Annotated in this window: 23 protein-coding genes; 11 read left to right on the forward strand and 12 right to left on the reverse strand. The window is 38.1% G+C overall.

All coding sequences use genetic code 11. From position 1 onward, the window contains the following. From HCCG_RS12650 to HCCG_RS10170, 9 genes are all read left to right on the forward strand, one after another. Positions 1 to 280, forward strand: a 280-nt coding sequence (locus HCCG_RS12650) for a hypothetical protein (RefSeq protein WP_230197946.1), incomplete at its 5' end; no start/stop codon positions are given. Between the two features lie 127 nt (positions 281 to 407). Further along, a complete protein-coding gene (locus HCCG_RS10135) occupies positions 408 to 995 on the forward strand; it encodes a hypothetical protein (protein ID WP_015453602.1) in 588 nt (195 codons plus the stop codon). Between the two features lie 81 nt (positions 996 to 1,076). Beyond that, positions 1,077 to 1,268, forward strand: a complete 192-nt coding sequence (locus HCCG_RS10140; RefSeq protein ID WP_002957448.1) for a hypothetical protein — start codon at positions 1,077 to 1,079, stop codon at positions 1,266 to 1,268. A gap of 50 nt (positions 1,269 to 1,318) precedes the next feature. Next, the gene (locus tag HCCG_RS12275) at positions 1,319 to 1,693 is read left to right on the forward strand and encodes a hypothetical protein (RefSeq protein ID WP_133247171.1); all 375 of its coding nucleotides are present in this window, start codon (positions 1,319 to 1,321) and stop codon (positions 1,691 to 1,693) included. Further along, complete coding sequence (locus tag HCCG_RS10150) at positions 1,671 to 1,850, forward strand: hypothetical protein (RefSeq protein WP_230197947.1); 180 nt, start codon at positions 1,671 to 1,673, stop codon at positions 1,848 to 1,850. The genes HCCG_RS12275 and HCCG_RS10150 overlap by 23 nt, the downstream gene beginning before the upstream one ends. Positions 1,851 to 1,911: 61 nt before the next feature. Continuing rightward, positions 1,912 to 2,172 carry a hypothetical protein gene (locus HCCG_RS10155; RefSeq protein WP_002957451.1) on the forward strand — a complete coding sequence of 87 codons (261 nt, stop codon included), beginning with the start codon at positions 1,912 to 1,914 and terminating at the stop codon, positions 2,170 to 2,172. After that, entirely contained in the window at positions 2,162 to 2,470 is a 309-nt protein-coding gene (locus HCCG_RS10160) for a hypothetical protein (protein ID WP_015453598.1), read from the forward strand. The genes HCCG_RS10155 and HCCG_RS10160 overlap by 11 nt, the downstream gene beginning before the upstream one ends. Positions 2,471 to 2,735: 265 nt before the next feature. Next, entirely contained in the window at positions 2,736 to 3,230 is a 495-nt protein-coding gene (locus tag HCCG_RS10165) for a hypothetical protein (protein ID WP_133247170.1), read from the forward strand. Continuing rightward, positions 3,220 to 3,954, forward strand: a complete 735-nt coding sequence (locus HCCG_RS10170) for a DEAD/DEAH box helicase (RefSeq protein ID WP_015453596.1) — start codon at positions 3,220 to 3,222, stop codon at positions 3,952 to 3,954. Before HCCG_RS10165 ends, HCCG_RS10170 begins: the two co-directional genes overlap by 11 nt. Before the next feature lie 283 nt (positions 3,955 to 4,237). On the opposite strand, the gene HCCG_RS10175 is transcribed toward HCCG_RS10170, so the two are convergent. From HCCG_RS10175 to HCCG_RS10210, 8 genes are all read right to left on the reverse strand, one after another. Beyond that, positions 4,238 to 5,149, reverse strand: a complete 912-nt coding sequence (locus HCCG_RS10175; protein WP_230197948.1) for a glycosyltransferase family 4 protein — start codon at positions 5,147 to 5,149, stop codon at positions 4,238 to 4,240. 361 nt (positions 5,150 to 5,510) lie between these two features. Beyond that, a complete protein-coding gene (locus HCCG_RS10180) occupies positions 5,511 to 6,659 on the reverse strand; it encodes a glycosyltransferase family protein (RefSeq protein WP_230197949.1) in 1,149 nt (382 codons plus the stop codon). Next, entirely contained in the window at positions 6,656 to 7,405 is a 750-nt protein-coding gene (locus HCCG_RS10185; RefSeq protein WP_034548514.1) for a class I SAM-dependent DNA methyltransferase, read from the reverse strand. Before HCCG_RS10185 ends, HCCG_RS10180 begins: the two co-directional genes overlap by 4 nt. Before the next feature lie 62 nt (positions 7,406 to 7,467). Beyond that, positions 7,468 to 7,809 (reverse strand): hypothetical protein, encoded by a 342-nt coding sequence (locus HCCG_RS10190; RefSeq protein ID WP_015453593.1) that lies wholly within the window; start codon positions 7,807 to 7,809, stop codon positions 7,468 to 7,470. 162 nt (positions 7,810 to 7,971) lie between these two features. Then, positions 7,972 to 8,241 carry a hypothetical protein gene (locus HCCG_RS10195; protein ID WP_015453592.1) on the reverse strand — a complete coding sequence of 90 codons (270 nt, stop codon included), beginning with the start codon at positions 8,239 to 8,241 and terminating at the stop codon, positions 7,972 to 7,974. Between the two features lie 179 nt (positions 8,242 to 8,420). Next, positions 8,421 to 9,227 carry a sulfite exporter TauE/SafE family protein gene (locus HCCG_RS10200; protein WP_002957462.1) on the reverse strand — a complete coding sequence of 269 codons (807 nt, stop codon included), beginning with the start codon at positions 9,225 to 9,227 and terminating at the stop codon, positions 8,421 to 8,423. Between the two features lie 35 nt (positions 9,228 to 9,262). Further along, a complete protein-coding gene (locus tag HCCG_RS10205; RefSeq protein WP_002957463.1) occupies positions 9,263 to 10,192 on the reverse strand; it encodes a ribose-phosphate pyrophosphokinase in 930 nt (309 codons plus the stop codon). Between the two features lie 52 nt (positions 10,193 to 10,244). Beyond that, positions 10,245 to 11,171 carry a hypothetical protein gene (locus tag HCCG_RS10210; RefSeq protein ID WP_014666529.1) on the reverse strand — a complete coding sequence of 309 codons (927 nt, stop codon included), beginning with the start codon at positions 11,169 to 11,171 and terminating at the stop codon, positions 10,245 to 10,247. Positions 11,172 to 11,261: 90 nt separating this feature from the next. Between HCCG_RS10210 and der the strand changes: the two genes are divergently transcribed. Then, positions 11,262 to 12,845 (forward strand): ribosome biogenesis GTPase Der, encoded by a 1,584-nt coding sequence (gene der, locus HCCG_RS10215; protein ID WP_002957465.1) that lies wholly within the window; start codon positions 11,262 to 11,264, stop codon positions 12,843 to 12,845. A 141-nt stretch (positions 12,846 to 12,986) separates the two neighbouring features. Next, positions 12,987 to 13,892: a PDC sensor domain-containing protein gene (locus HCCG_RS10220; RefSeq protein ID WP_014666531.1), complete on the forward strand. Its 906-nt coding sequence runs from the start codon at positions 12,987 to 12,989 to the stop codon at positions 13,890 to 13,892. A gap of 38 nt (positions 13,893 to 13,930) precedes the next feature. Here the strand turns inward: HCCG_RS10220 and HCCG_RS10225 are convergent, their stop codons facing one another. The 4 genes from HCCG_RS10225 to HCCG_RS10240 are packed head-to-tail and all read right to left on the reverse strand — an operon-like array spanning position 13,931 to position 17,439. Then, on the reverse strand, positions 13,931 to 14,620 hold the full coding sequence (locus HCCG_RS10225; RefSeq protein WP_002957467.1) for a DUF2393 domain-containing protein: 690 nt from the start codon (positions 14,618 to 14,620) through the stop codon (positions 13,931 to 13,933). Between the two features lie 8 nt (positions 14,621 to 14,628). Continuing rightward, a complete protein-coding gene (gene hisIE, locus HCCG_RS10230) occupies positions 14,629 to 15,372 on the reverse strand; it encodes a bifunctional phosphoribosyl-AMP cyclohydrolase/phosphoribosyl-ATP diphosphatase HisIE (RefSeq protein WP_034548517.1) in 744 nt (247 codons plus the stop codon). A gap of 3 nt (positions 15,373 to 15,375) precedes the next feature. After that, entirely contained in the window at positions 15,376 to 16,506 is a 1,131-nt protein-coding gene (locus HCCG_RS10235; protein WP_002957469.1) for an SPFH domain-containing protein, read from the reverse strand. A gap of 9 nt (positions 16,507 to 16,515) precedes the next feature. Next, positions 16,516 to 17,439: a branched-chain amino acid transaminase gene (locus HCCG_RS10240; protein ID WP_002957471.1), complete on the reverse strand. Its 924-nt coding sequence runs from the start codon at positions 17,437 to 17,439 to the stop codon at positions 16,516 to 16,518. Positions 17,440 to 17,479 lie beyond the last annotated feature (40 nt).

The raw sequence follows: 17,479 nt of genomic DNA on the forward strand, positions 1-17,479 counted from the left end.
GGCTTGGGATAAGGCTTTTAAGGAAAAAGTGATTGAGAGGTTGTCGAGCGGAGAGAGAATACACGCCTCCATATATCCAGATATTGTTAGCAAGAGATGGGTAGAACTTATCACTTCAGGAGAGATCAAGCTCATTGCCAATATAAATACCCCCGATACCTTGCGATATATTTGGACAAATATGGAGTGTGAATATGCACAGAGAGATGGCTATAAAGAGTTTTATAAAAAAGATGTTGAACCGTGCCTTAACAATAGCTCCTTTAGGATTGTTTCTTAAAATGTTGTGAGGATTAATTCTTGTGTATAAAAGTGCTATATTATAACTAAAAGCAAGGTGATTTTTTTTGTGCTTTAAGTGAAAGTTTGCTATATTCCCGCCCTAATTTAAAAAAGGAATGTGGAATATGAGAGAGAATATAAAGGAGCTTTTTAGATACTATGATTACCTACTAAAGGTTGAGCATCTGTTTGATATTGATTTTGGAGCAAATTTGGAATGGCATAAATTTGAGAGCAAAAATGCCAACGACACATTTGTTTATCGACTAGACAAAGAGGGTTTTGATGAATTTGTGAGTGGAGTTAATAGGTTTATTGACAGTAAAAAGAAAAATGAGGATTTCGCATATAGTTTTGCGATTTTGGGTGGAAAAGCTCGGGATATTGAAAATGAAAATAACAAAAAGGAAAAATATTTCCCGATTTTTGTAGCCCAGTTGGCAGATGTAGGTGATTTAGATATTGGTCTAGAGAACAAAAATCAAAAAGAATCTCAAAAGAAAAAAATCAAACATACCTTATTAAATTTGGAGTTTCTTGTAGGAAATGGTGGGACATGTCCAATGGAAATGCCTTTTATATTTCTTTCTCCAAAAATTATTCAACACATAGATGATGAACAAATTACCCAAAACACAGACAATGATGCTTTGTCTGCTCCTCAACTTCAGGATGGAGAAATAAGCGGTATCGAGAGAGGATATTGCCTTTAAAGACATTTTAAGTAGCAGACTTGAAAACTTTTTGCAAAAAGTGGGCTAGATGCGGCTTGTGGGCAAGATTGGTATATCTGTATGTATAAAAGCTCATTTACTGCTGGATTGCGTAAAATTTATAAATATTTGCTTAAAGAAGAGAAAGACGAGAAAAGTAGGGATATTGGGCTGCTCGATGAGTATTTTAGTTTCAAATACCCAAAGACCCAAAAAAGCCTTTTTGGCATTAAGCAAGAACTTGAATATTATAAAGACATTTGGGAAGCCTAGATGCAAAATATCTCCTTATGCCATCACAAAGGATAGCTGTTTATACCTTTTTGGATGAAAAACTCAATATTGCTCCGATTAATGGCGGACCCGGGACAGGAAAAACTTCTGTTTTGCGAGCAATGTTTGCCGATTTTGTTGTAAAAACAGCAATGGATTCAGCAAATCGTTTTCTTAAGAATGGGCAAATCCCAAACACCGCCCCCTTCGTCTGTACATCAACAAACAATCAAGCTCTAATCAATATCAATGAGGGCGTTGCAAGTCAGTTTCCAGACAACGCCCTACACAACAACGGCGATTTGCTGTATGAAAGATGGATTTCCGACAAAGACCCAAAAGAGAAGCAGGAGATTCTTGACAACAAGTCCTTTTTGGTTCCAAACCTTAAGACCAAAATTGATGAGAAAAAAAGGTGTGGATAAAAGCAATAAGTCTATCAATGATATTGTTAATGCGGCAAATAGAGTCAAAGACAATGAGACATACTATATAGAGAAATGCGAGACCTTTTTGGGCATAAAATACGAAACCCATATTCCCATAGAATTTTATAAGATAGTATTTAAAAAGCTTTCTTGATAAGATTCGTGCAAACAAAGAGCGAATCTGTGCCGATTTTGACAAAGTAACAGCAGATGAGTTGGAGCAGATTGAAAGCTTTGAACAAGAGATTCTTAAACTTGTAGATAATAATCAAAAACACGCATTGAATCTCCGCACATTTCTTAGAAAATTTAGGGAAAATCCAGCTAAGTTATCCCATTTTAATGGGTGGAAAACAAAACGCCACGAGATTGAGAAATCTATTAAAGATGATAGAGAAAAGATTACCAAAAAAGCAAATAGGCTGGGAGAGCAGAATAGAGAGCTTACCAAAACGCTAAGGAAGCTTGAGATATAAAGACAAATTGCCCAAGACACTATTCCAAAAAATTCTTATTAAGCTTTGCTATTGTTTTATCCAAAAAATATGTATCCCAAAACTGGAAAAGAAAAAGGCTTTTAGAGAAGAGATTATAAACAAAATAGAGCAAGAACAAAGGGTGCTACAAAAGAAAATAGATACTCTAAAGCACATTGACAGAAAATTGGTTGAGCTCATTAAGCTCCACGAGGAGAACTGGCTCGGTAAATTTTCACCAGAAGCTCGAGCCAAGCTTGAGGCAATAAAAGACAAAAAAGGAGCAAACATTTTTTGATAAAGGCAATGGGTTTGCCAAGGCTTACAAAAATGCCATAGATGAGCTCAAGGAAAGAGAAAAACTCGATACAAAAGAAAGGGTTGAAAACTTTTATTACTCGTTACATATACTAGAAGGGCTATTTTTTGTAAAAGATAAACTTTCTGCAAACAGAGAATGTGAGTATGCGTTTTATTGTCCATGTTGCATTGATTCCAAAATGAATAAAAAGCAATCGGAAAAATCTAGCGAAGATTGTTTTGTATGCCATTCATGTGAGCACATGTTAGCTTTTGCAAATTTAAAAAGAAATTCTAAAACAGAGCAACTTACCGACAACGAGGATTTGCTTAGGAAATTGTTGCTAGATTCTGTGGTTGAATGCCCAGAGGGAGGATATTTTACTCTTGAAGCCACAGAGGACTTTCTAAATGTACAATATAGGGACAAAAAGGAATATGCGGATATAGTCTCATCAAATCTGCTTCTTACACAAATATTTCCAATATTCCCTATCATTAGCGTTACATGTAATAGCTTTGGCTCTATTATTAAACCACGAAGAGACTTTTTGAAGTATTTATTGGTGGATGAGGTTGGCACAATACCACCAAGCAAAGCTGTTGTTTTATATAGTGCAAAAAAGGCAATATTCTTTGGCGATACAAAGCAGCTAAAACCAGTGTTTAGCATTACTCACACAATGGAGCAAGATTTGTTGCGCCCATTTATCAAGAATGAAGACTTACTTTGGCTGTGGAGATTATTTGGGCGATAAGCAATATAAAGCTAAAGAAGCAGATAATGGAGTGCGAACTGACGCTGGTTATGATAAGGAAAGGTTTGCAAATAATGTGATGCATATTGCAAACAATGCTGCCCCTCAAATTGTCTTGCCATATAACCCTAGCAAACTTAGGGGTGATATTTGGCTAAAAGAGCACTTTGGGTGTGGCAAGCCTATCGCAGATATTGCCAATAAGATGACTTACAATGAGGAAATGATTATCAAAACGCCACATGAGTGGTCTGTCATTTGGGTAGAAAATGTTGGTGAAAAAAGAGGAACGAGCAATGAAGAAGAAATCAAACAGATTCGTGATTATCTTTTGAGAGAGCTTAATGAGCTTAGAAAAAGAGTTGGAGCATCTCCTGATCTTGATAATGCTGATTTCTGCGAAAAACATATTGGCATCATTACGCCTTTTGCAGAGCAAGGCAGAAAAATAAAGGATGAATTTGAAAGTGATAAGCGGCTCTCTCATATCAAAATAGGAACTGTCCACACTTTTCAGGGCAGTGAAAGGGACATTATCGTGTTTTCCACGGTTTATGGGAAAAATGCCGGAGATCCAAAAAACTTCTTTTTTAACAGAGGGGAAACGGACCTGCTTAATGTGGCAGTTACACGGACTAAGAAAGTTTTAATTATACTTGGCAACAAAAATCTGTTAGGGCAGAATGGCTGCCACTCAAAGTATCTTTGCGATGCGGTCAAATAATATTCTTTGTCGCTTTAATGGCAACAAAGCATCAATATTGCTTTGTTGAGCTAAAGAGAACTGTCAAAATAACAAGAAATATCATCACGCTTTTTTTAGGATGGAAAATTAGTCACTCCTCCTGTTACTCCCCCTCCAGCACCTCCAAGTGGTGTTTGAGCTTCTCCCTTTAAGAATCTTTCAAATTGTGTCAACCTATTTGGAGACATATTACCAAGCTCTCTTCTAGGCATCACTTTTTATTCTTGTGTTCTTTTATATAAAGATGCCAAGAAAATTGGCTTTATTCCCAGCACTTGCGTTTTATGCGAAAATCTTCAAGGATTACAGAGAGAATGTCCGTTATGCTTGTGGCATTGAGCTTCTTTAGCTGCTCTCTTCCTTTTTGTGCAAGATCTGCTCGCAAATGCTGATTATCAAGAAGTAGCTTGATTTGTTGCGCTAGGTTTGTGGGGTCGCACAAATCGCATAGTAAAGCCGCATCGCCTACTTGCTCTTTTAAATCGGGTAGGTCAGAGTAGATTACTGGCACCCCTAAGCTAAAGGCTTCAAGTGGGGGGATATTGGTTGGTCCAAAATAAGTTGGCATAACTAATGCTAGAGATTGTGTATAGAGAGATTTAATTTCATTATTTGGTGCAAAGCCAATATAATGGACAAGGTCTTCAAGCCCCATTGCTTTAGCCATTTCAAGGATATATTCAAGGTTACCCCTATTAGACCCACTAAAAATAGCATTGATACAAATTCCTTCATTTTTAAGAACCTGCAAGGCTTCTAATATGTAGATATGATTTTTATGCGACCAAAATTGCGCAGGATAGTAGATGTAGTCACCGGATATATTGTATTTTTCTTTGATATTTATATTAGAGGGGATATTTTCATCTGTTGTATTGATAGATGGAGCAAAGTGGCAGGCATAGATTCTATGTGGTGAAGCGTTATAGTAGGTTATGGCATTATGACGCCCATATTCAGAATCAGTGATAACAGCTACGGCTTTGTGGATAGCATTGCGATAGAGAAATTCTCTGTTGTTAAACTCATTATTGTGATAAACTTCTGGAAATTCTACAAAATCTCTATGTGATAGATCCCAAATTGTAAAAATGAAATGGTGTTGAGACAGGCTAAGGCACTGACTTGATGGAGTAAGAAAGTAGCAAATATCTATATTTTGTGCAAAAAGCACTTTTTCTAATGCGCTTAGTATTCTTATGCGATGTAGAAAATATTTAATTATCGAATGCCTAATAAAAAGCTCTTTTATCCTAGATAATAACCCCCTGTGACAAAGGATGGATTCTATATTAAGAGTATGGAGTATTTGTTGATTTTGTTTGGAAAATACAATTGGTATGCAATCAAAATTACAATTATGATAAATCTCTTTTAGCACACTCAAAGGCTGCTGGAAGCCACCGCCAACAGTTAGCTCTCCCTCAAATACACAGGCAACCCGCAGCTTTTTGCCAATCATGCCGCATTTCCCAAGTGATCATAGGAGAAGTTGCAATGATAACTCTCGCTTACAAAAGATAGGGTATCGGCGATTATTGGTTTATATTGCCCCCCCCCCCTAGAGCATTTTCTATACGCCTCATAAGTTCATCTTTACAAGTTTCAAATGATAAAAATTTGTCAAAAAAATCGAGGCAATTTTGTCTATACTCTTCTTTTTTGAAGCTTGTTAGGTTAATCGATCGCAAATCAGTCGTCCCAATACCAAGTTTGTATTGCTGTGTGAGCTTGGCAAGATATGATGGGTAGATAGCTAAAACAGGCAAGCCGTGCTGTAAATAAGTGTTGAATTTGCCAGACGATAAGCCAATATAGCCAATGTTTTTACCGCGATATACATCCATAAAATCTGGATAATAACATACTAGCCCCAAATCAGCACTATATAAAAGCTTGGAAAAGTCGTGATAAGTAGGAAGATGGATTTCAGAGTAATACACTTTCTTTAACTCAAAATTCGGCTTACTTTTAGCTATGCCCGGGTGTTTAAAATGTATAACAAATACCCAATCATCTGGAAGCATAGATTCTAGGATATAAAACAATGCCGGAAATCCGCTCCAGCCATCAATCCCTCCAGCATAAAGCAAAATCTTCTTATCCCTAGAAATATGCAAACGATCGTGCAAAAAGTATGTGTTTGGGTGGGGCTTTGCTATTCCAGCAGCCACAGGCATAAGCATAACTTTCTCTTTAGGAATATGGTTTTGCTCACACAAATGCACTCTGCACAGCTCATCTTGCACTATAGCAAACGATATGTTTTGACACGCTTTTCGCTCTTTTTGCTTAAACTTAGCACTTGTCTCATCTTCAAAAAATATCTCATACGAAAGCAACGCATAAGGTGTTTTGGTCATTTTAGAGAGGATAGAGGCTTGGATGATAGATTCTCTATCCACACCTATGATAAGGTCATACTTTCTCCTACCAAAAAGGTAAATATTAAGAAAAATATAACGCAGTATATTGGAGTCAAGGTATTTAAATAATCTTCTCCAGCCACGGAAGTAGTAAATGATATGGCGACCAAACTCATCATTATGTTTATTTTTTCCACCCTTGTAGGCTATCGTGAGAATGGTTACTTTATAAGATTTTCTTAAAAATTCAACCATTTCATAGAAATTATGGTTGTCATAAATATTGCCATCTGGATGAATAATGAGCAGGGATTTCATTCTGGTTTTCTTAAGCAATATCCCCCCCCCCAGCTGTTAAAATTAAGCTTTTTCCCGCTAAGAAATTCTTCGCTAGATTCTAGTTTAAAGCCACTTCGCCTTGCCAAAAGATCAATCTCCGGGGTAAAAAAATAACGCATCTTGTGAGTTTCATTGAATGTTTGCGTGAGCTTGTTTGGTGTATTTATGATGATTTCATAATTGACATCAACGATATTTTCATCAGGGTGTAAAGTAGGTTCAGCCAAACGCACAATAGAGACCCGCCCATCACTTACACGCTTGATTCTCACACTTGGCTTCTCGTGTAGAACAGCAGGACCATACCAGCAGTCAAATAAAAACACTCCTTTGGGCTTAAGGTGTTTAAAAATATTGGCAAATGAAGCACATAAAGATTCGTTACTGCATTGATAGCTCATAACGTGAAAGAATGAGATGATGGCATCAAATTTTTCATCTAGGGTAAAGTCTGTGATATTTGCCACTTTGAAAGGAATTTGTGGATATTTTTTTTGTGCTATGTCAATCATTGATGAAGATAAGTCTAAGCCACACATATCATAACCATACTTCGCAAGAATAGAAGTGTATTTCCCACTCCCACACCCAAGCTCTAGAATCCTTTGAGCCTTTGGGGCAAATCGCTGGATCAAATTGTGGATATAGGCAGCTTCTTTTTCATAATCTTTGTCATTATAAAGCAGATCATAATACCTAGCGTACTCTTGATTAAACGAACCCATAAAACTTTCCCTTTGTGTTTGCAACCAACTTTTACGGAATACTAACACAAAAGATTAACAAATTAGCCTATCTGAACAAACTCCATATTTTCTATAAGCTTGAAACGCTCTTGATGTGGCATTCTAAACTTTCTAAGCTCATAGAAGTTTTCTTGATACTCCAATCCTTTAATATTGTCTAGAAATGATTGCTCAAATCTATCCATCTTGACAAAAAACGCATTAACCCCACGACTATCGCAAGTGATGAATTTATATCCATACTTACTTAAAAGCCTTTTCCACGCTTCTATTGAAACACCATAGTAAAGCATTGTTGGATGGGCGAGAGAATAAGAGAAGTCATCACGATATTTGATTGTTATGGATTTATCTGCTCCATAGGTTGAGTTATATTCTGCCACAATGTATAGATGGGCTAAAGCCAGAATCTAAAAATAACTTCATCATATAATAATCATTCCCATCAATATCAATACAAAACACGTCCATATCTTTATAAAGACACATTTCAAGGAGTTCGTGGATATTGTTTTTGTCAATAAATTTCTCTACGACTTCTACGCCTAGGCTAAAGAGATTTGAGAGGTGGATTCCCCCCCCCCTTCTATAATCTCACTTTCTTCCAGCATATAGAATCCGTGCCCTCCAAAGGCGAGCAATATCACATCACCTTGCTCAAGTATGGAGCTTTTAAGATAGTTTTGCTTATCATCATAAAAATCCACACGCACCTTGCCACTTTTGATAAATAGCACTTCTTTTGTGTAGAGCACTTCTCTAGGCACAGCATTATGTATATGTGGCGGGATAAGATAGTCCTTGGGGCGTTTCATATAGGCCAGTTGCTGTGAAAAATCATTGGGAGTGAAAAACTCTATCCCATCTTTATGAAAATTATGCCTAATGATAATTGATAGGATTTAATCATTGTGTGTGATATGTTGCAACATTGCAATCCTTCATAAATCAGTAAATTCATATTTTGAAAAGGGCGTATTCTAACATTAAATATTTATGAAATCAAGAAAAAATACCCAAGTGATTTATAGACTTCATAACAACCAAAGATTATCATACCAAACGCACCGAGGCGTAAAAAGAGAAGGCGTTTGTTTTGCAGGGCTGCACTTAAGATTCCAAGTGTGAATAGTGGCGGAATGGTTGTAGCTCCAAAAAGAATCATTACAATCGCTCCATTTAGCCCATTCCCAGCGATTGTAGCTGTAAGTAAAAAATAATACACAATGCCACAAGGCAGTAAGCCATTGAGCAAACCGAGTATGTATATACGCCAAAGTGAAGGCTTAAGTAAAAAAGGACGAGTGAGAGTAATGAGCTTTTGCAGGGGCTTTGGCGTGAGAGAGCTAAAAAGGGCATTAAGCCTAGTAAAATTAAAGCTAGAAAGTCCAAAAAGCACAAGCAAGATTCCCACTATAAGTAAGATAATAGCCTTAATCTGCTCGTTTAAGCTAAGAAAATGTCCTAAACTTCCAGCGATAAAACCAAGTGTGGCGTAAGTAGTGATTTTGCCAATGTGATAGCTTAGGTGCAGGGGGATTTGAGTGAAAAATTGCGTGAATAGTGATGAGAATTTAGAATCTTGTAAATTTTGCCCTTGTGTCTGTATAGTGGCATTTAAGGAATCTTTGCTAGATTCTAAAGAGTGAGTTTTAGCGTTCTTATGGGTTTTATGGGGGGTTCTATGGGCTTGATACAAGCTTGTATAAGCTACCACAATGCCCCCACACATTCCCACGCAATGCCCTAAAGAAGCAAAAAAAGCAATGCTTAAAAGCGTGGCAATTTCTATATGCTCCATTGATAGAATCCTGCACTTGAGCTTAGAATCTAGCCTTAGATAAAGAGTGAATTGACACTTTCATTGTGATAGATTCTGCGTATGACTTCGGCAAAAAGCGGTGCTACGCTTAAGACTTTGATTTTGGGGTGGGCTAGTCGCAAGGGGATAGAGTTTGTTACCACAACTTCATCAAGTGAGCTTTTAGCAATGCGTTCAATGGCTGGTCCGCTTAGCACGGGGTGTGTGCCTAGAGCCATTACACTATTTGCCCCACGCGATTTTAGCACATCAGCAGCCTTACACATAGTCCCCGCAGTATCAATCATATCATCTACTAAAATCACATCTTTCCCGCTCACATCGCCGATGATATTCATCACTTCACTTTCATTTGCCCTTTCACGCTTTTTATCCACAATCACTAAGTCCATTCCCATTCTATCGGCAAAATACCTAGCCCTTGCCACACCACCAATATCAGGTGAAGCGATAATGGGATTTTTAAACGGCTTTTGTCGCAAGTAATCAGCAAATACGATTGAGCCATAAAGATTATCCACAGGTATATCAAAAAAGCCCTGAATCTGCCCGGCGTGCAAGTCCATCGTAATCATCCTATCAATACCGCTTTGCTCAATGAGATTTGCCACAAGCTTGGCACTTATTGGCACGCGAGGGGCAGCCTTCCTATCCTGCCTTGCATAGCCAAAGTAGGGAATGACGGCATTAATGCTATTTGCCCCACTGCGTTTTAACGCATCTGTCATAATAAGAAGCTCCATAAGATTATCATTTGTTGGAGCACAAGTGGGCTGAATGATAAAAATATCCTTGCCACGCACAGATTCGCCGATTTGGATATTGATTTCGCCATCACTAAAACGATTGATTGTTGCTTTTGAGAGAGATATATCAAGATATTCGGCAAGTTCATTGCTAAAAAGTGTGTGGGCTGACCCACTAAAAATTTTAAAACCACGCATAAAAATAGCCTTTGGAATGAGATTTTTGCATTATAACAAACTCCTTTTACATTTAGCTAAAAATGTCTTCATTTTCAGTGATACTGCATTCTAAAAATAGCTCTAGTTTCCCTTCGCTTAGCAATCGCGGATTGATTTTTCTATCAAGGTTGATTAGCATTTCACTTTTATTTCTATCACGGATAAACTGCCGTGTTTGCACGATATGACAGGGCGAGTTTAGAATATTCTCATCAAATTGCGTAATAGCATAAACTTGCTTAATCTCTTTTGGCTCTTTATTTGGCTCACTTAGCTCTTCAAGTATGAGTTTGAAGCGTTTTGGGGCGATTTTGTCATAAAGGCTTGAGCCTTTCTTGCTTGAGTAGTAAAAGAGTATATCTTTGCCTTGATTATAGATTTGTGTCGTGCTAGAGCTTGATTTGAGTGTGCGGACATTGAGCTTAGAATCTTGCTGATTAAGGAATGAAAGCAGGGCTTTAGATTGTGGCACAAGCACATAGGTGTTGCCATAGAGTAAAATCTCCGCATCTTTATCCTGCAAAGGGAAGATTCCACCCTCATTCACAAATATTTCATTTTCCAAAGAAGCAGAATCCGCTTGTGTTTGGGGTTTTGAATCTTGCTGGGATTCTAAACTCACACTTTGTAAAGAATCTGCCAACACAGAATCAAGGGTGGAATCTACAAAAAGTGCTGGGGATTGCTCTTGTGAATTAGATTCTAAACTTATAGATTCTGGATTTTGAGCTTCTGTATTTTCTGTTATATTTTGTGAATCTTGCAGGGCTTCATCACTTGTATGAACTTGATTTGCGTGAGTTTGAGATTCTGTATCTTTTTGAGAATCTAGCTTTGTTTCTACTTCATTAAAATCAGCGATGATAGAAAATGTGCTGTTTGGCGATGTGGTGTCTAAATCTTTTGCAATCCCAAAAGAAAGCCAACATATCCCAACACATATAAAAAACTTCCGCATTTTTAGAATCCTTTTATGAAGTTTTATTAAGAAAAAACACAACTTTAGCTAACATATCGTTAGAAAAAGATTTTATTTAAGAGTAGTGTAATGAAAACAATAGCGATTTTAGGCAAACCAAATGTCGGCAAAAGCTCCCTTTTTAATCGCCTTATCAAGCAACATTTGGCTATTACTTCAAATGTGAGTGGCACAACGCGTGATGTGAAAAAGGCGTGTTTTGAGATTAGCGGTGTTGATGTGGAGCTTATTGACACAGGTGGGCTTGACAAAGCTCAAGGGCTATTTGCTAAAGTGAGTGAAAACTCACTCAAAGCTGGGGCAGAGGCGGATTTAGTGCTGTATATGGTAGATGGAAGCCTTTTGCCACAAGATGATGATATAGCTTATTTTCGTAAGATTCAGCGTTTGCAAAAGCCCTTGATACTTGTAGTCAATAAAGTGGATAATGATAAGATAAAGCAAAGGGCGTGGGATTTTAGCTCCTTTGGTGCCAAAGATATGAGCTTTATCTCCGTGCAGCATAATCGTGGCTTAAGCCTTTTGCTGGAGATGATGTTTGAGCTTTTGGATTTAGCAAAGGAGCAGAATCTTAATGCTATACTGAAGTCTCAATTTGAAAATGATACAGAATCTAACGATGAGAGCTTGGAGGAGTTTTTAGATACGCTAGATTCTAAGGAGCAGGATAAAGATAGTGAAGAGTGCATTGCCGTTGGGATTATTGGGCGTGTGAATGTCGGCAAAAGCTCACTGCTGAATGCCTTGCTTGGCAAGGAAAGAAGTGTGGTGAGTGAAGTGGCGGGGACGACTATTGATCCTGTTGATGAAACGGGGGAGATTTTAGGACAAAAGGTGCGTTTTGTAGATACGGCTGGAATCCGCCGCTCTAGCAAGATTCTAGGGATTGAAAAGTTTGCCCTTGATCGCACAAATAAGGCTTTGGCTCAAAGTCATATTGCCATTTTAGTCCTTGATGCGAGTGAGCCTTTTGTAGAGCTTGATGAAAAGATTAGCTCTCTTATCCCCAAACACGCACTAGGCGTGATTGTGGTGCTAAATAAATGGGATAAACGGCATAAGGAATTTAAGGAGATTATGGCGGAGTTCAAACATAGATTTGGCTTTTTATCCTTTGTGCCGGTGATGACTTTATCTGCGTTAAATGGGCGGAATATTGAGAAGCTAAAAAGCGAGATTCTAAAGGTATATGAGCGATTTTCATATAGAATCCCAACGAGTGTATTAAATGAATGTGTAGAAAAGGCGACACAAGCTCATCATATCCCAAGTGATCACGGCAAGATTGTGAAAATCTACTATGCTACGCAATATGCCACACACCCGCCACAAATTGCCCTTGTGAGTAATCGCCCACAGAGTTTGCACTTTAGCTACAAGCGATATATCATTAATGTATTAAGAGAGCATTTTGACTTTCAAGGTGTGCCTTTGCTGCTTAGTGTGCGGGGGAAAAACAATAAGGCTGAAGTGGAAAATGAAAATACAGAATCTCAAAAAATAGAGCCAACAAAACAAAAAGACGCAAAATTTGGTAAGAAGCGAGATGTGAAACAGACTAAGAATGTTAAAGGTGCTAAAAAGGATTCTAAAGATTCTAAAAAAGACAAAGAAGCAAAAACAACAAAAAGTAAAAATACGCGTTTTGTGTGAGTATGCTTATGTATTGAAACACAGGGGCAAAATAAAAGAATTTGCCAAAGTTTTACACAAGGACATACAAGGCTGTAAGGAATACATTATAAAATCAAGCTAGAATCTGCCCTAAGATTCTCAAATCAAAAAGGAGTGAAAATGCTATCAAAAGATATTGTTACCTATGCGAAGATGCGTTATGAATTACGTGCGTATCTTACCTTTCTTTTTACGCAGAATATTAAAAATTTTATGCCGGAGCCTAGCTTTGAAGTCGTGCTAAGTGGGCTAAAACGCATAAAAGATGAGATTAAAGTTTTTGATGCGATGTATATTTTGGATAAGAATGGAATGCAGATTAGCGATGTGTTTCAAAGCAATGGGATTATTGAAAATGCGGGGGCGAACTTCTCAAATCGTGCGTATTACTATGAGGCATTGGACGAGCAGCGGTGTATTATCACAAATCCTTATCCTTCAAAGATTGATGGGAATCTTGTCGTAACGGCTGCCTATCCTGTGTATAATCAAAATCACGAGTTGCTATTTGTGGTGTGTATTGACATTCATCTGCGCGATGCGTTAAAAATCAGCTCGCCTAATCGCTTTTTTCATATTTTTTCAATGTTAAGTGTGGGAATGTATTGCGTGCTTTCACTCGCCTTAAGTTTTATCGCAGTTTTGCTTATGGTGGAAGGGGTAGTGCGGTTTTGGTCAGAGGATATTTTGCGTTTTCAAAGCTTTGATATTAAAGATATTTTTGAATCTACGATTTTGCTAACCCTTGCTCTAGCGATTTTTGATTTAGTCAAAGCGATTTTTGAAGAAGAGGTTTTAGGCAAAAATGTCGGCAGAAGCTACACGGTGCATAAGACGATGATACGCTTTCTTGGCTCCATCATCATAGCCCTTGCCATTGAAGCTTTGATGCTTGTATTTAAATTCACCTTTTCAGCCCCGGAGCAGCTTTTATATGCGGTGTATCTCATCGGCGGCGTGGCATTTTTGCTCATCGCTTTGGCTATATATGTGAAGTTTGCCTATGGGGTGGGTAAGAAGGTGTAGAAATAAGCAATTTATGCCGACTTGGCATTTTGAGTGGCTTACTGATAGTTTGTGTCTTTTGCCTGTTCGCCAATATTTCCTTGAGTTTCTGTTTCTATGGAATCTTGAGTTGTGATTTGTAGGCTTGGCTCTTTGGGAGTGATAATATCTTTGCTAGGTGCTTTTTTCTTCTGCATTTTTTGGGCAAATTTATTTGATAGATAGCAATCCACATATACCCTAAACAACAAAGGCTCTTGTGCTTCAAAATTTGGCACAATCACAGAAAAATCAGCATTATTATCAGGCTCAATATCAATGTCAATACTCGTGCTTAGGGAACTTTTTGGAAAAATACTATTAAAATATCTCATAAATTTGCTATCTTTTTCATCACGCACAGAATCTACGCTAATCAAACATTCATTGATGGGTGCTCTGCCTTTATTTGTAATATTTCCTGCGACAAAGAAACCTTTTGTATATTGCATAGGATACGCACTCATCAAAGTAACATCTATCTTATACAGCACATTTTTCATCACAAAATGCAAAACAAAAGGTGCGGCAAGAATGGTGATAATAGACAAGAAAAAGAAAAACCTTGCAATGAATCTCCGCCCACGCAAAAGCAGCCCTAAAGTAAAAAGCATAATAAAAATAAAAAAACCAATAAGGATTAAGCCAATCTCATAAACGGATAAATAAGACACCATTTGGATAAGCAAAATCTTTAGCCTTTCAAACATCATATATCCTAATGCGTTTGACGCGAAGCTTTCTCTTCTATGCCACTTTGCCCTTTGCGTCTTTGAAGCTCCTGCAACACACGCTCAGGGTTGATATGCTCTAAGGCTAAGCCCACCAAAATATGATAGAGCAAATCCGCACATTCATAGATAATTTCAGATTCCTGCCTATCTTTAATCGCAAAGCACAGCTCCCCCGCTTCTTCAACAATCTTTTTACAAATGCCATTTGCTCCTTTTGCAAACAAAGACGCACTATAAGAAGTTTTGGGATTTTCGTGTTTTTTTTGCTCTATGATATGATATAGCTCATCAAGGATATGATAGATTCCACAAGGGCTTTGAATTTTTGTGCTTACCTGACTTGCACCCTTGGATTCAGCAGTTTCACTTTTACATTCATCTTTATATTCACTTTTCATTTCGCTTGGGATAATGCGTTGAAAAAAGCAACTTTTTTCTCCCGTATGACAAGCCACACCCTTTTGCTCCACGAGAAAAATCAAACTATCATTATCACAATCAAGTCGCACTTCTTTGATTTTTTGTGTATTGCCACTTTGCTCACCTTTTTGCCAGATTCTCTGCTTTGAGCGAGAAAAATAATGTGCCAACCCACTTTGTAAAGAAAGCTCTAAAGATTGTTTAGAAGAATACGCAAACATTAAAATTTCATTGCTCCCCCACTCTTGAGTAATCGTAGGGATTAGCTCATATCGCTCCCAATCAATCTTTTCTAGCACATCACGCATATATTACTGCCCTACGACACTGCTTTTTTGCTTATTTTTAGAATCTACCCAAATATTTGGCACAGCCCCACCGGGAGTTAGGAATATTTGTGCGTTTGTGTTTTCTTTTAACGCCTCATTAAACTTGCCCTGCGTTTCAATTTGCCGTAATTCAAGCAATCGTTGAGAGAGGCTTTCATTCACAAGGCGGTTTGCTTCACTCTGTCCCTTTGCTTCAATCTCTAGTGCATCTGCCTTACCCTTTGCCCTTTCACGCAAGGCATTTGCCTCTTCTTTTGCCTTTTGTGCATCTCTCTTGGCAAGTTCCACACCTTCAATTCTCGTTTTCACTTGCTCTGGCAGCACAATCTCACGCAACTGGATAGATACAAGCTTTACAGGCTGATTTGGCGTTGTATCAAGTTTGCCTTTAAAACCATTATAGATAAGATTTGCTACTTCATCGCGTTTTGTCGGTAGCTCCTCTGTGGGGTAATTCCCAACCGCACTTCTTACCACATCACGAATGACGGGATTGATGATTTTTTGCTCCCACGCCATACCATACTCTGCAATAGTCGCAGGGACTTTTTCACGCTCAAGCTGATACTGCACGGTAAGTTCAATTGAGATTGTCATACCGCTTGTATCCATAACATTAATCGCATCATTACGCAAAATGCTTGATTCTCGCCCTACATTTCCCATATCCTCACTACGAGAGAAGTTAATAGTCCTTACCTTTGTATCCACTAAAATCACATCTTGGATAATAGGCATAAAAAAGTGAAGTCCGGGATCAAGCGGCTTAGGATCATACTGCCCCGTAGTTACTTTAATGCCAACCTCTCCCGCATTGACAATCACAAAAGGACGCGCAACGATAAAAATCACAATCAATAAAACAACGATAATAATCACGCCAAGCGACTTGCCACTAGGCATTGAGGGCATAGGCATATCAAGGTTAAATCCACCGCCACCGCGATTGCTATTATTATTTGGGCGATTATTTCCACCATTATTACCACCACCATTATTACGATTGCCACCACCACTATTTTGGTTTCTTGGTTGCTGATTATCACTAGAGCCTTTTTTTTCATCAAGCTCGGCTCGTTTTTTCTTCAAATGCTCGTTTAAATCAATAGGCATTGCTACTCCTTAGTCTATATAAGTTAAATAATGAGAATATTTTGGATTTTCACCATTGACAACATCAAAATACGCTTGTTGCAATTTCTTTGTCAAATCCCCAGCCTTGCCATTACCGATAATCCTTGCATCAAGCTCACGCACAGGCGTAATCTCCGCTGCGGTTCCCGTAAAAAAAGCTTCATCAGCGATATATACTTCATCTCGTGTAATGCGTCTTTGCTCTACGCTTAAGCCCATATCTTTAGCTATCTCAATGGTTGTGGCTTGTGTGATAGATTCTAGTGTGTTATCATAAGGGGGCGTGATGAGTTTGCCATTCCTTACGATAAAAAAGCACTCGCCACTACCTTCTGCCACAAAGCCATTATCATCAAGTAATAATGCCTCATCGCACCCACAAGCTAATGCTTCGTGCTTTGCCATTTGTGAGTTAAGATAATTTGCTGCCGCCTTTGCCTTACCCATAAATGACTTTGTAGGATTCCGCACAAAGGAGCTTGTTTTGACTTTGATTCCATTATTTAAGCCATCTTCACCAAGATACGCTCCCCACTCCCACGCAGCAATCGCAACATTTACCGGTGCGTTAATGTGATTTAGCCCCATAACACCATAGCCAAGATAAATAATAGGGCGGATATACACATTGCCCTTATATTCATCTTTATTTGCCCTCAAAACCTCTATATGAGCCTTTTCTAGCTCATCTTGCGTAAAGGGCGATTTAATACAAACGATCTTAGCTGAATCTAAAAGCCTTTTTGTATGCTCTTTTAGACGAAAAATCGCCAAACCCTTTTTTGTCATATACGCCCTTGTACCTTCAAAAACAGCATTTCCATAATGCAAAGTATGGCTTAAAATATGCGTGGTCGCATCTGCCCACGGGATAAGCTTACCATCTTTCCAAATATATTTTGCTTCTTTCATTGTGGATACTCTCCTTATTTTTGAATCTAAAACAATGTCG

The organism is Helicobacter cinaedi CCUG 18818 = ATCC BAA-847, assembly GCF_000155475.1.
GTDB classification, from domain to species: Bacteria; Campylobacterota; Campylobacteria; order Campylobacterales; family Helicobacteraceae; genus Helicobacter_C; species Helicobacter_C cinaedi.